Origin of the sequence: Bradyrhizobium sp. BLXBL-01 (genome assembly GCF_051853025.1) — a bacterium.
Classification (GTDB): domain Bacteria; phylum Pseudomonadota; class Alphaproteobacteria; order Rhizobiales; family Xanthobacteraceae; genus Bradyrhizobium.
In genome coordinates this window covers 1,757,190-1,770,456 of record NZ_CP182471.1, presented here as the reverse complement: position 1 = coordinate 1,770,456, position 13,267 = coordinate 1,757,190, and the positions used below count along the sequence as shown (strand labels likewise).

Annotated in this window: 8 protein-coding genes and 2 pseudogenes; 4 read left to right on the top strand and 6 right to left on the bottom strand. The window is 57.7% G+C overall.

The genetic code is table 11. The features are described from left to right. The first annotated feature begins 942 nt into the window (after positions 1–942). From ACNJYA_RS08220 to ACNJYA_RS08205, 4 genes and pseudogenes are all read left to right on the top strand, one after another. Complete coding sequence (locus ACNJYA_RS08220; protein ID WP_439402433.1) at positions 943–2,292, top strand: hypothetical protein; 1,350 nt, start codon at positions 943–945, stop codon at positions 2,290–2,292. Between the two features lie 1,147 nt (positions 2,293–3,439). After that, positions 3,440–3,859, top strand: a complete 420-nt coding sequence (locus ACNJYA_RS08215; protein ID WP_439402432.1) for an SET domain-containing protein — start codon at positions 3,440–3,442, stop codon at positions 3,857–3,859. A gap of 382 nt (positions 3,860–4,241) precedes the next feature. Beyond that, positions 4,242–5,430 (top strand): annotated as a pseudogene (locus ACNJYA_RS08210) (IS3 family transposase). 35 nt (positions 5,431–5,465) lie between these two features. After that, a pseudogene (locus ACNJYA_RS08205) lies at positions 5,466–5,986 on the top strand (transposase domain-containing protein); the annotation flags it as partial. A gap of 92 nt (positions 5,987–6,078) precedes the next feature. Here ACNJYA_RS08205 and ACNJYA_RS08200 read toward each other — a convergent pair. The 6 genes from ACNJYA_RS08200 to ACNJYA_RS08175 are packed head-to-tail and all read right to left on the bottom strand — an operon-like array spanning position 6,079 to position 12,530. Continuing rightward, entirely contained in the window at positions 6,079–7,212 is a 1,134-nt protein-coding gene (locus ACNJYA_RS08200) for a PLP-dependent aminotransferase family protein (RefSeq protein WP_439402431.1), read from the bottom strand. A 19-nt stretch (positions 7,213–7,231) separates the two neighbouring features. Further along, on the bottom strand, positions 7,232–8,809 hold the full coding sequence (locus ACNJYA_RS08195) for a class I tRNA ligase family protein (RefSeq protein ID WP_439402430.1): 1,578 nt from the start codon (positions 8,807–8,809) through the stop codon (positions 7,232–7,234). A gap of 1 nt (position 8,810) precedes the next feature. After that, positions 8,811–9,110 (bottom strand): cupin domain-containing protein, encoded by a 300-nt coding sequence (locus ACNJYA_RS08190; protein ID WP_439403397.1) that lies wholly within the window; start codon positions 9,108–9,110, stop codon positions 8,811–8,813. A 54-nt stretch (positions 9,111–9,164) separates the two neighbouring features. Then, positions 9,165–9,944: a phytanoyl-CoA dioxygenase family protein gene (locus ACNJYA_RS08185; RefSeq protein ID WP_439402429.1), complete on the bottom strand. Its 780-nt coding sequence runs from the start codon at positions 9,942–9,944 to the stop codon at positions 9,165–9,167. Further along, positions 9,934–11,214 (bottom strand): MFS transporter, encoded by a 1,281-nt coding sequence (locus ACNJYA_RS08180; RefSeq protein ID WP_439402428.1) that lies wholly within the window; start codon positions 11,212–11,214, stop codon positions 9,934–9,936. Before ACNJYA_RS08180 ends, ACNJYA_RS08185 begins: the two co-directional genes overlap by 11 nt. Beyond that, positions 11,211–12,530, bottom strand: a complete 1,320-nt coding sequence (locus ACNJYA_RS08175) for a lysine N(6)-hydroxylase/L-ornithine N(5)-oxygenase family protein (protein ID WP_439402427.1) — start codon at positions 12,528–12,530, stop codon at positions 11,211–11,213. The genes ACNJYA_RS08180 and ACNJYA_RS08175 overlap by 4 nt, the downstream gene beginning before the upstream one ends. Positions 12,531–13,267 lie beyond the last annotated feature (737 nt).

The following is a 13,267-nucleotide window of genomic DNA, read 5'->3' as shown; positions in this document are numbered from 1 at the left end:
CGGATGTCGCGCCGGGCCGTGCAGGCACGGCTATCGGCGCGCACGCGCAAAGCATATCGGCGCGATCGAGGTTTCTAGGCCCAATGTGAGGACCGGCGTGCGAGCAGCTCGCCCCTTGGATCCGCTCCACCTCGGTGATTTTGCTAGTCCGAGTGGGTGTGGAGCAGGAGCCTCGATCCCCTGCTGCCCGCCCCTAGCTGGCGCTACGTCGACACTCGATCCAGGAGGCGCTCTCGGCCCTGCTGGAAAGCAGGCAACGAACCTGTCGCCTTCGGTGATTTCTGGCTTGAATGATCAATCAAAGGGCGAATACGAGAGCTGGCAGCAAAAGGCCGCCAACGTGCTCAAAGATATCCCGAGCTGGTTCGGAGCGGCAAGAAGAAGGCCATGCAGGATCCCAATAGCGCCGAGCCGGGCGGTCGCGGAGCATGCACTTGATACCTTCGCCGAGAGCCGCGCCAAACATGCGCGTGACGTTGATTACCTGACAAGGATCGCCAATCTATGGCCTATCGGTCTTCTATGACTTTCCTGCCGAGCACCAGCGCCAGCTGAGAACTACAATCCGATCGAGAGCATCCGGCGCGGTGCGGCAACGGAGCGTGCGAGCCAAGGAACCGTTGTCGCCACAAACCGTAAGATTTATGGTGAAAGCTGATCGAGCTGGCGTCGAAGTTGAGTTGGCGAAGAGCCGCAATCAATTGCCGAGGTCGTGGCGTGTCGGAGTGCCGACGCCGTTGAGCTCGTCCCGAACACGCAAAGTATACCGCCCGCTCGGCTTCCTCATCAGTCGCGGTCAGGAGCGGCGAAATGACTTATCTGAGATCACAGTCCGGTAAGTCTCTAAGCGCGTCAGCTTGTCGACAGCTGGTTCTAATAGAGCGAGAGCGAGCGTCGCTATCGGCGGGGCATCGCCAACCGACTCAAACCCGGGGAGTTGACATGGACCCATTTAACCGCATCAACCCATTCGACCGTGACCAGGCCGCAGTGTCACAACCGCAACAGCAGCAAGCGGAGTTTGAGCCGTACTTGGATGAAGTGCCGCAGCTTGATTCCCCTGCCGTTCCAGAGCTTCCTTCTTCTTCAGATCGCTACTATCTTCCTCTGTCTGAGGAAGAGCGTAGACTCATCGAGGCTTTGGAACTTGGGCACCAGGGGGCCCATGGTCCTCATCCCGAAGACGCTGTCACCAGGCACCTCGGGGACACCGCTGCCCAGCACAGCGCGCCGCGGGAAGCTTGGACTTGGCCGATAGAGCTGCCTGCGGAGGGTCACGATCAGGACCCGCTGCGAGGGATGATGGACGAACCCATCCTAACATTGTCTCTCCCAACCGCGCGCGATCACCAGGGACCGGACTGCGGAAAAGCTGTTCTCCAGTTCAACTGGAGCGACGGCTACCAACCGGCTCGGAACGAGCTGACCGGGAGCGCTTCCTCTTCAAGTCACGCGGTCCTCATGGGTGAGGATTACACCGGGGAGTTGAACCCTGCGAAGAGGCAAAGAACACTAAGCCATACGGAAGGGGATGCCATCAGACGCCAGCTGAGCGCGCCCGGCAGTTCAGTCGTTCGCGAGCTAATGGAAGACGCTGACGCACCGTTTCAGGCCAGCGGTCGGCTCGTCGTTCCTGCGGAAGGCTACGATCAGGATCTGCTCTCGGCGATGGTGGGAAACGCCGGGCCATCGTCGTCGCTTGAGCCAACCGAGGGTCATCGCCAAGCCCTGGATTCAGAATCGACCGTTCTTCCCTTCAGTTTCCGGCAAGGCGGCCAGCACGCGTCCGCTGCGTTTGGTCATAGCGTCCTGCCGAGCCAGGACAGCCGACCCAACAGTTTTATCGTTCACAATGACCGCTACACGGCGCTGTTCGTGCCCGCGTCGACGATGAGGGGTAGCACCCCACTCAATCCGCCAGGCGCTGCCATTCCTCTGGGATCTCGACCGGAAAACGTTCCGCAGCCCAGCGAGCAGCCAGAGAATCGAGCCTCATCATCGCGGCTTGGACGGTCGATGGAGCAAGCCGCTCCGGCGTCCTCCTCTAGGGGTGTGAGGACGACGCCCGCGGCCCGCGAGATTTATGCTGCATCATTCGCCGTTCCCGAAGATTTTTCCCACGGCACCCAACAAGCTTCGGACGCGACGCGCTCGAGGCTCGGCCACTGGGGCCTCTTGCCAAACGAGGCGCAGCCGGTAAAGCACTACGACATTCGCGGCGAGCATTACACCGCCCTCTTGGGGCCGGAAGGCCCCAATGACGTTTGGCTCATCCATCAGCCGAGAATGTAGATGCCGAGGGACAATCCCCACGCTCAGAACCCGTCCACATAGCTCCGGTATTGGACGTCTTATTGGATCATAGCTTGCTAAAGTGAGTCTTGCGAGCTTGGCGTGGTTCCCGGGGGCACGGGTGAGCGCTACCCCCCGTTTAACCTGCGCGATCATCGCTGTGCGCTCCTCGTTGAGCCGCACAGCCATCGCCCTTTGATCCTTCCGAACGCCAAAGCTGCGAAGAACACCTACGGTGTTCTTGCCGTTGCGTCTTACATGATTGGCATTGATCAGGGGCCTCGGCTCTGAGACAGGGGAAAGCATCATCCGAGTAAAGAGGCTGCTTCCCGCTCCCATCGAAAAGGCCTCGGCTGAGCTTAGTTGGCTGCAGATGGATGTGGTCGTCCATTAGCCTCAGATGCACATCCTGGTCGTGGCGTACCGCCAGAAAGCTCCTCTCGCCAACGAGGCGCTGCCCAGCATCTCGTCGACCGCCTCGAACCTATCAGCACCGTACTTGGGGATCAGCAATGGTCGGGTAACGTGTGCGAACCTCATTGCTTACCCAACCGACGAGTTCCGCACGGCAGCAGTTATATCTCGAGATTTTCAGGAGACCGAACTTTAGACCACCCAACAGTAGAGCTTTGTCCCGTGATCACGATGGCGCGCTGGTTGCGCGGACCTGGTCGTGCGGCATAATCAGCGTTCGACTGCCGACCGCCCACGTGCTGGCCCTCGCCAACGATGTGCCCATGTCTCTTCTGTCCTGGGGCATCCGCAAGGGGCGGGAACCAGTGGCCATGAGGCATTCGGCGCGAAAGCTGCTTTTGAAGGTCTCGATGAAGCCGTTGTCGGCGGCTTGCCGGACCGCCGAGAAAGTAAGCGTATCGCGACGCTGCTAGGCTTACAGTCTCGATCGCACGACATGAACTCGCCGCCGTGAGACGCGGATCTTTGCTCGGACTCCCACTGATTTGCAGCCCCTTCCAGCACCGCCAAGATGGCGGTACCGCGGGACGCAATCCGCAGCAGCCGCTGCCGCAACGAACGCGAAAAACTCCAATTTGGGACGTGAGACGCGATTAGACGACCCTACCGATTTGTGCAGGAGATTTCGCGACTCAGGTCAGTTAGCTTTGCTGGGTGTTAGGAGATTTCTTCAATGTTGATTATTGAAACTGTTTTGAAGCCAGACCAGTTTGGGGGTATCGGACTTTTCTCCGCCGCCCTTTTGCCCAAAGATTCGCTGATTTGGATTCACAACCCGATCGTTGACATCGCGGTGACGCCTGAGCAGTACGATACTCTAGCTCCGACATTTCAAGCTCTGCTAGATAAGCATGCCTATCCAAGAAACTACAAGGCTAATGATAGTGTTATAGAGTACAATGCTGACAACGCCCGCTTCATGAATCACAGCAGTCAGCCAAACACATATCAAGACGATTATTGCCGAATTTTAACGGCGCGTGACGTACAACCTGGTGAGGAACTTACTTGCGATTATTTGTCTTTCGATCCAACGTGTGACTTATCGTGGAATAGAGAACCATCGGTGAATGTTGATGCCCCGACGGGCTAGGCGGCTTTGGCTTGAGTTCGCAGTCTGACATTTATAGAGTTTCGGCAACCAATTGTAGCCAGTGACCACCCAGCTTTTTGCAACTGCCTCCTCGAGCTTGAACGTTATTGCGCGCGCAGCCTTGTTCGACATCCCTGGCGCACAGAGTGCGGCGGCCCGCGGGCGGAACGTACCTTCGATGGCGTATAAGGCGACGCGGCGTTCCCAACGTGTGTAGAGCTTACCCTAGGCAAGATCTCCGCAGATGCCCCTCATCTTGCACTTACTTCAGAATCTGACGGCGCTCGATCAATTCCCAATCGCTGCTGAGATGGCGCATGACCTTGCCCCCGGGGCTTAATCCAGTTTGAAGTTCGTTCTGGCCCACGACGAGGACCAGAGCATGAAGCGTAGCCGCTTTACGGAAGAGCAGATTATCGGGATCTTGAAGGAGCACGAGCCGGGGTGTCGGTCGCCGATCTATGCCGCAAGCACGGCGTGAGCGACGCCAGCATCTACAAATGGAAGGCCAAGTACGGCGGGATGGACGTCTCCGAGGCCAAGCGGCTGAGGACGCTGGAGGACGAGAACACGAAGCTGAAGCGGCTCCTGGCTGACGCCATGCTGGACAATGCGGCGTTGAAGGACCTTTTGGGAAAGAAGTGGTGACGCCCGCGGCCAAGCGGAAGGCTGTCGCGCATCTCGTGGATGCCCACGGGATGAGCGAACGGCGGGCGTGTAAAGCCATCGGCTGCTGCCGCATGACCATGAGATATCGGACGACCCGAGCGGATGATGCCGGCGTTCGCCAGCGCATGAAGGCGATCGCCCAGGAGCGCCGCCGCTTCGGCTATCGGCGCCTGCATGTTCTGCTCAAGCGGGAGGGCTTTGCGATCAACCACAAGAAGCTATTCCGGCTGTACCGGGAAGAGAAGTTGGTGGTGCGCCGCCGTGGCGGCCGCAAGCGGGCGATGGGGACCCGGGCGCCGATGACGGTGCCGATGGCACCGAACGACCGCTGGTCACTGGACTTCGTCTCCGATCAGCTCACGGATGGCCGCCGCTTCCGCATCTTGACCGTGGTCGATGACTGTACCCGCGAGTGCTAGGCGCTGGTGGCCGATACCTCGCTCTCCGGGGCCCGGGTGGCGCGGGAGTTGGATCGGCTGGTCATGGAGCGCGGCAAGCCAAAGATGGCGGTCAGCGACAACGGCACCGAACTTACCAGCAACGCCATCCTGACCTGGGCCGATCGGAGCCGCGTCGCCTGGCATTATATCGCTCCGGGCAAGCCCATGCAGAATGGCTTCATCGAAAGCTTCAACGGTCGGCTCCGGGATGAATTGCTGAACGAGACGCTGTTCACGTCGCTGGCTCAGACCCGCGTCGCGCTCGGATGCTGGCGCGCCGATTATAACTACACACGACCGCACTCACAGCTCGGATGGAAGACACCCTCCGAGTTCGCCTTCACCAGCCACCCGCGCCGGGATCTGGCGCTGCGCTATGCCGATGGCTCCGCGCCAGCTCCCGTCGCTACCACCGCCCAACTGGGCAAATCCAATGGCTTGAGCGAACTCAGAACTGGATAAAAGCTGGGGGCCACGTCACGCAGGAGCTGCGCCTGATAAGTATCTTAGCATGCGCTAACGTTAGAGTCGCAGATGTCCTGTTCACAAACGCACGTGATGAGATCGCTTGCGGCTCGATCTTTGCTCCTCGATCTACTTCCGCGCGCAGCGCAGAGCAAAAAAGCAAGCCGCTTCTCGAGGACATGCACGCCTGGTTGTTGCGCAAGCGCGAAAACCCCTCTCGCGTTCCTCCGACGTCCTGACGCCTATGAAACGACATGCTCAGGCGCTGGGGCGACTTCGCCGGCTTCCTCGACGATGGCAAGATCTGCTTGACCGATGCGCTGAGCTCATTGGAAGGCAGGGAAGGCGCAACTAGACCTTCGCTGGTAGCGAGCGTGGCGCCGACCGTGCCGCAATCACGCTGACGATGATCACGACCTGTCGCCTCAACGACGTTGATCCCAAGGCCTGGCTCGCCGAGGTCCTGGCTCCGGTTGCCGATCTTCTCGCGTCGCGCCTGCACGAACTTCTGCCCTGGGAATGGAAGCTCCTGCGCCAGGCAGATAAGCCCGCTAAGCCCACTCTCTTCAAAAGTGTCGGCGCTTGGAGCTGGACCTGCGCCCCCGCGTCAGATGGGAACACTCTGCTGAAACATACAACACGCATCTAGAGTTTAGCATGCAAATTACCCAAGCGCTCCAGCCCCTGCTCAATGAGAGATATTGGAAGATAGCTGAAACACAGGCGCACGTGACGGCCACTTCGTGGGCCATAGTTCCGACCGCTTATAAGGTGCACGTCTTTCTCGCGGCTTGCAGCTTCAATAAGCCGCTCCGGATCCGTATCCGCGGTAAGCCGTACCCAAAACGAGAAGCCCCCGCTCGGCACACTATAGTCCGGCTCGCAAATCCGGCTGCGCTGCAATAACCTATGTACGCCGTCTCGCTTAGCTCGGTAGTGCTCGCGCAAGCGTGTTATGTGAGAGTCAAGAGCGCTCGATTGCAACAATCCCAAAACGATATTGCTTAGAACCGGACTTACGCCGCCGTCTCGTTTGAGAAGCGCAAGCCTGTTGATAATGTCCGACTCGGCAAGCACCCAGCCTACCCGTAGTCCCGGTCCGGCGACTTTTGAGATGCTATGGACATTGATCACGTTGTCGCCCGGCGCCAACCAATGCACTGGACCGTTATAGGGCAGCTCAGCATAGACAAGATCCTGCACCAAGAGAGCGCCACTGCGGGCCAACAGTGCTGCCAATTTGGCCGCATGGTCGCACGACATCTGGCGCCCGGTTGGATTATGAAATGCTGGCATCGTGTAGAAAAGCTTCACCCGGGCAATGGTCTGCAGCACTGCCTCCACTTCGTTCAGATCCACTCCCTCTGCAGCCAGACCTAGTTGGACCACGGTTGCACCCGCGATCGAAAACGTACGCAGTGCACCCAAGTAGGAGGGGTCCTCCATCAGGACCACGTCACCGGGGTCAATCCAGCCATCGGCCAGCAATTGTAAGGCCTGTGAAGCTCCACCCGTAAGCATAATTTGGTCATGCCGCACACCGTACCTCAGTGCGAGCTTTGTGCGGAGTTCGGGTAAACCCGCCGCATCCGTATACTGGGGCAGATCGGCGAGGGTCACACCTGTACCTCCGTCAAACGCGCTTGGCCACGGCAGTTCTGCAAACATCACCGGGTCGGCCAGCCCGTAGCTGAAATTGACACCATGCTTCGCACTTGAGGAGTTGAACGGCGCAAAACCCTGAGCGATAGCGCTGCGTTGTGAGATGCGGGAATTCATGGCTTCGTCATTCTGATCGTCATGATTGCGAAATCTGTTCTTTGCCAAAGCGCTTATGGTACTCTGCGGCAAAGCTTTCGGGTATTGGCGCGCTGAAACGGGGAAAGTCCACCGACGGCTTTGGCTGAGCTGCTACGGCCGAAGTCTCGAGGGACGGCCGCCACGCACCGCCAAAGTAGTGCTGGCCGTAGCCCATCGCTAGCTCAGGTACTACGGGATAGAGTAGGCTCAGGAACAGCGAGATCTGCGCAGCATTCCATGTCCAATCGTCTGCATGTGCGAAGCCAGCTAGCTCGAAGTAGCTGTCGATGATATCAAGCGCATCCCAGAAACGCAGTGCGGTGACCGCATCGGCATAATCTTCAGCGAAGCGGCGTAAATTCGGGGAGAGTTCGGTGCTCTCTACTATACGCGCGTTTTCTGCACACCGCCGTAACGCATCTTCCCAGACCCGAATGCGTGACGCTGCCGAGATGAGGCCCTCGAGATCAAAATCGTTTGCGTCGGTTCCAAAGGGCTTGGCCACTCGCGCCAGTGCATAACGGAGTACGTTTGGCCCCACCTCACGCGCCACTTCATCGGTCCAAAGAGCATGATCACGACTGGTGGAGAACTTCTCGCCTTCCAGCTTGTAGAAATCCTGGACGGAGTGATTTTTTGGAATTGGGTAGCCGCGCGCGAGCAGAGCGCCGGCCACACCTAGCGTGTAATAGAAGCGATTATCTTGCCCCATGAAGAAGATAAGCTCGCTGTTCTGGTCGTGCAACGTCGCGTTTGTGTCCAGACCTAAGCGGGCGCATTGCTCGCGAATTCCGGTGTCGAAGCACCAGAGGCCCTCAAACCATGTAAGCAGCGTTTGGCCGGTCAGAGAGTCAGGCTGTTTTACCTCAACTCCGTGCCTAAAATGGCGGGTCATCGGCAAGCCGCGCACCTCCCGCTGTAGCCAAGCGCGCGCCCTGGCGCGTATCGGCTCGGGCCACGCGCTTTCTCCAATGGCTTCGTCCAGCTGGCGAGCGAGCCTTGGCATGTCGAACACGGCCTGCTTGATGGCTCTTAGCACAAGATTGCGGCCGCAGGTGACGTGCCGTGCGTCACGGATTGTGCCGTGCTGAACAGCCAGCCCGCAGTTCTCACACAGATTGCTATCGCAAGGCGATGAGCAGGCCGGGCAACGGCCAGTTGCGAGCGAGTCCGCAACGAGCTCATCGCAACGTTCGCAATACAGTTGGACGCCCTGCCGTACGTCGACGTAGCCGGCCTCTTGCAGCTCGCGGAATATCGCTAGCGCATTTTCCTTGTGACTCTCGCTAGATGTGCGCACGAACACATCAGGCGTAATTTGTACGGCACGCAAACACTCTAGGATCTGGTGAACGTATTGTTCTGCGACCTCATTAAAGGATCGGCCGAGCTTTCGTGCCGTTTCGAGCGTATGTGTGCCGTGCTCGTCTGAGCCGGTGATGTAGTAAGCCCGATGGCCGGTCATGCGTTGGAAGCGGACGAAGATATCAGCGAGTAAATACACGCCGCCGATGTGGCCCAGATGTAGTTTGCCGTTAGGGCAAGGCGGCGCAGGACAGACAAAATAAGTGCGCACGTCAATCCCACCAGATCGAGATAAACTTGAGAGTGCTGTCTTGGCTTATATTGCGGATAGTGTGCGTCTGATGTGGCGACATGTAACACAAGGTCGCTTCGCTAACATTACGGACCTGGCCGTCGACTTCGAACTCTCCGCGACCAGAGATCAGCAGCCACAGCTCGTGCTCCTGATGATCGTGTGGGTCGACCGCATCGCCTGGAGCGAGCTCCACGACTGAAGCGCCAAATGCTGGGCTGAGACCCTCCGGGAGATGCTCCAAAAGGCGCCAGACCAGAACTCCGTATTCCGATCTCATCAGAGAATGATCGAGCTGCCTCGTGTACACGCTGGTCTTCCTCAGACGGGGCTATCAGTCGCGATAGAATATGCCATTGGGACGCTTTAGGTTCTCAAGATCGGCCACCGCTTCCTCTGGTGGGTTGTAGGCGCGTTTCATGCTGTTGTATTCGGTGCGTGTCGCCCCCCCAGTGGACGCGCGCTGGAATACCAAGTGAATCGCACGACGCGACCGATCGCTCTTGTTTGGCAAGGAGTAATGGGGCGCATAATCGTCGAAAATGAAAACGTCACCAGCTTTCAATTTCACCGGCTCCCATGTGAAGGTTTCGGCGATCTCCGGGTAAATCACGCCGCCGGCATCCATCGGAAACATTCCTTCCTTATGGCGAGCTGGCGTGAAGAAGAGCCCACCGTTACCCGGGTCGGAGTCGTCCACAGCGATGGATGCAATTGCGTGAACCATGCGGTCGGGTATCTTGTGCGGCACGTGGTAGATGTCCTGATGAGGGCGGTATCCGCCACTGTCCGGATACTTGAAGATCAGAAGTTCCTTCAGCATCCGCGTCTTCTCATTCAAGAGTGTCTCGACCGCTATGCGAATGCGGCCATCGGCCAGGAGCGCCTCCCGTAGAGGGCCATGGTAGTCTAAGAAGTTCTCGGCCTTGGAGATAATCTTCCGGCTGTCACTCGTCTTCTCGAACCACAACATCCACTTATCGGAGCTTACATCCCAACGTGCAACTTCCTCAACGTAACGAGAAATCTTGTCGCGCGTGGCTGGATCGAAGAACCCTTCCAATCGAAGATATCCATCCTTATGCCATCTCGATTGTTGTGCCTCAGTCAGCATGTGTGAGCTCCTTCCTAAGATGAGGCGGATCGATTGCGCTTTCCCCGAGGCGAGTTGCCAGCACCGCATTAAGAGCGGTCGCGCTCAATAGGCTCAGCAACATCACGTCAAGGCCGAATCCACGGACCAACTGCCCTCCGACCAGGGGAAAGCCGAAGAGCCCGAGGAAGTATGCGAGGGTAAAGATCTGCGAGGTAGTGGGTACTGAGACGCCGTGATCGCCGGCGAGATTCACGGCGATCGTGTTCAAGGTTGAATAACTTAACCCATAGCCGACGGCAAACAGCACTGTGGCCACAATATAGAGTGAGGTGCTGCCAGCGTTGAGAAGGAACAGCACCAGAGACGCAGCGGTCAATAGGATGAGCGTGAGCGCCAGTCGGCATAACGGCAGGCTGCCCATGAGGTGAGCGACTGAGAAGCGTAGTACCACGCTTGCAGCAGTAAAAACCAGAAAGAACAGATCGGAATTCAAGTGACGTGATGCGGAATACGCGCTCTGATATGTGGACAGCCCCGCGAAGATACAGGCTGAAATCCCAATCATGGCGATCGGGAGCGCTGTGCATTGCTGAAGCAGTGCCGTAGTCGCGGCAAGTGTAATCGCGATATCCGGCATAGCCAGTGCCGATAGCTTCGACATCGCGCGTCTTGTCAGGTCTACGCAGGCGGCGGCAATCACGCACGCAATCGCAAGCACCACATAAATCGTGGCCAGCGAACCAGTGTATTTCGCAAGCAAGTGACCAAGTGGAGTCGCTAGGCCGAGCCCAGCCATTTGTGATCCGGATAGGACCGTCAAATACTGAATACGCGCTGATGGCCGTAGATGGCGAATGACCTGCAGCGGCGCCAGAATGAAGAACACTGACCAAGCAGCGCCCACCAGTAGTCCTCCAACGTACGCCGCTCGCGTATCGAAGGCAGCGCCGGCAAAGGCCAGCATGGCTACCGCCATAATGAGCGATGCGATAGTCAACGTGGGTAATAGGCCTATCTGCTTTGCCAGCCACCCAGCCAAGCAACAGGAAACGAGAGTAGTAGCCATGCCGCTGGAAATAATAAGACCCGCGGCTCCACCATCCGCTTCGAGCGCATCCATGTAGTCCGGTAATAGAAAGCTGGTGCCGTAAGCTGCTGCAACGACAATGGAGGCAATCAAAAATGGTACAAAGGCGCGGTAGTCGAGCGTGCCTGGAAGCTGGTCGGCGGGGTTGGCCGTTCCATCCGCAAACCGGCCCTGCAGCGGTGAGGTCGAGCCGCCGTTCATGTGCTACCCAATACCTGTCGGGTTGATCGCATCGCAACCACATCGGTGTCTCGTTCAGACGGGTCTGAAGGTGCGCAAACCTCGATCATCTGCCTGTCGGATGGATTCAAATAGAACGGTCGGCCGAGCAGGCTATTAATAATTTGGCTGTTGCGGTAAGCTACCAAAGATAGATTGGCACTCTGCAATCCGTGCTGCACCCGGCTTTGATTTTGTAGATAAATTGGTCCTGGCATGTGCCGACCGAAGCGGACTGCGTAGTCCGGGCCGAGTACGGGCAGGCCATCTTCCGTACACGCGCCCTCGAGAAGGCCTTCCAAGAAGGGCGGCGTACGTGGCTGGAAACCTGTAGCAAGCACTATACGATCGACAACGATGCAGCTATTTCGCTGCGTTGCGATCTCATCTAGATCTACTCGCCAGCGCTTTTTGTGGGACTTGATGTCTTTCACGACTACGCTGGACAGCACACGAAAACGGTCGGCCAGCGTGCCATCCACGCTGCGTTCGTACAGCATTTCATACAGGCGATTGCACAAATCGACCGAAATACCATCGCTCGTAAGCATCTCGCCCTCGACCAGGTCCCGGCGCTGCTGAAGTGGTAGGGCGTGAAAGCGACGGCTATAGGAGGGCGTATAAGCCTCGTTCACAAAGCTGTTGTCGTCGATGGAGAACAAGTTTGAACGCGACGTTGCCCACGTGATTTGGGTGGATAAAGAACGAGTAAGCATGTCCTCAATAATCTCAGCCCCGCTCTGACCACCTCCCACGACGAGCACATGCTCGTTTGCACGCGGAAGCTGCCGCTCGAGATAGTCGGCTGCATGGTAGACAGTGTCACATAGAAGAGATCTCGCGCAGGGAGGGATCTTTGGCTCTACGCCAACGCCCACAACAACAGCGCGCGCCAAGTATGTGGTTGTATTTGTGCTGATGCGGTAGCCGTTCTTAAACGGAACAACATCCGTGACGTCCTCCGAGAAGCGGAGCGTATTGAGTCGCCCTGCGACCCACCGGTAATACTCAATGAACTCCTGCCGGGACGTTGAAGCATTGCGCTTGTTGACAAAGCTGTAGAGCCGACCATGCAGTGCCAAATAGTTGAGGAATGAGTATGGGCTAGTAGGATCGACTAGGGTCACGCAATCCTTGAGCGGCGACACCTGCAGGCGGCTGTTCGGCAGTGCAAGGCCTGGATGCCAGAAAACTGCTTCTCGCTTCTCCAGGAAAAGTGCGCGGAGCGGAGTAGGTTCAATAAGCGCTGCAAGACTGAGGTTAAATGGGCCGATCCCAATTCCGATGACATCCAGCATTTCCACAGAAGTCTCTTTGAGCTCGTGTAAGTTCTTGCCCTTCGCGCTCGTGTAAACCCTCTCCGGGTCCTTCGCTTCATTACCGAAGCACGTCTGTGTGACTTGGGATGGGGCAGCGGCTTGGCCTGTAGCCGCGGGAGGCGTGGTGAATGACGCATCCGCAATAACCGCGTCTGGCAAGACGTCTGTTGAAACCGGCAACAGTCTCATACGTGTGAACACTAAAGTCCGCCTGCTACCTTCTTCACCCACCTCATCCGGTGATCTCTGTGCTCATTAGCAACCGCCGTGCCACCCACAAAATCTCGAGCTGCGCCTTGTTGGACGAGAAGAACATGCCCACGTACAGCGTTTCGTGCGGAGTTGCTCCGACAGCTCCTGTCGGATTTACGACATTGAGGCGGCAATCGGACACAACATACAGAATACGAAGCGCGGAGGTCCGTGGGAGGAAATCAACACACCGGGAATGCCCATCTATGCCGACAATGCGCAAATCACCACGACCCTCCACGCATCGTCAGCGTTACAACAAGTGTCGGTGACGATCTACATCGAGAGTGGACTCGGCGAATAGGTCTATCATGTCAGTAAAGGAGCGGTACGGGCCGACAAGCTGCCCTCCGATGGGCGACGCCAGATTGGCCCGTTTCATTTACCCGGTGATATTTTCGGATTCGAGAATGGTGGGGTACACCGATTTTGCCGCGAAGACCGTTACGCAGGGCGCTGTTCGG

Excerpts from the sequence above, each read along its gene's own strand:
- ACNJYA_RS08220 (WP_439402433.1), top strand. The coding sequence starts at position 943 with ATGGACCCATTTAACCGCATCAACCCATTCGACCGTGACCAGGCCGCA.
- ACNJYA_RS08185 (WP_439402429.1), bottom strand. The coding sequence starts at position 9,944 with ATGCTGACTGAGGCACAACAATCGAGATGGCATAAGGATGGATATCTT.
- ACNJYA_RS08180 (WP_439402428.1), bottom strand. The coding sequence starts at position 11,214 with ATGAACGGCGGCTCGACCTCACCGCTGCAGGGCCGGTTTGCGGATGGA.
- ACNJYA_RS08215 (WP_439402432.1), top strand. The coding sequence starts at position 3,440 with ATGTTGATTATTGAAACTGTTTTGAAGCCAGACCAGTTTGGGGGTATC.
- ACNJYA_RS08190 (WP_439403397.1), bottom strand. The coding sequence starts at position 9,110 with ATGAGATCGGAATACGGAGTTCTGGTCTGGCGCCTTTTGGAGCATCTC.
- ACNJYA_RS08200 (WP_439402431.1), bottom strand. The coding sequence starts at position 7,212 with ATGAATTCCCGCATCTCACAACGCAGCGCTATCGCTCAGGGTTTTGCG.
- ACNJYA_RS08175 (WP_439402427.1), bottom strand. The coding sequence starts at position 12,530 with ATGCTGGATGTCATCGGAATTGGGATCGGCCCATTTAACCTCAGTCTT.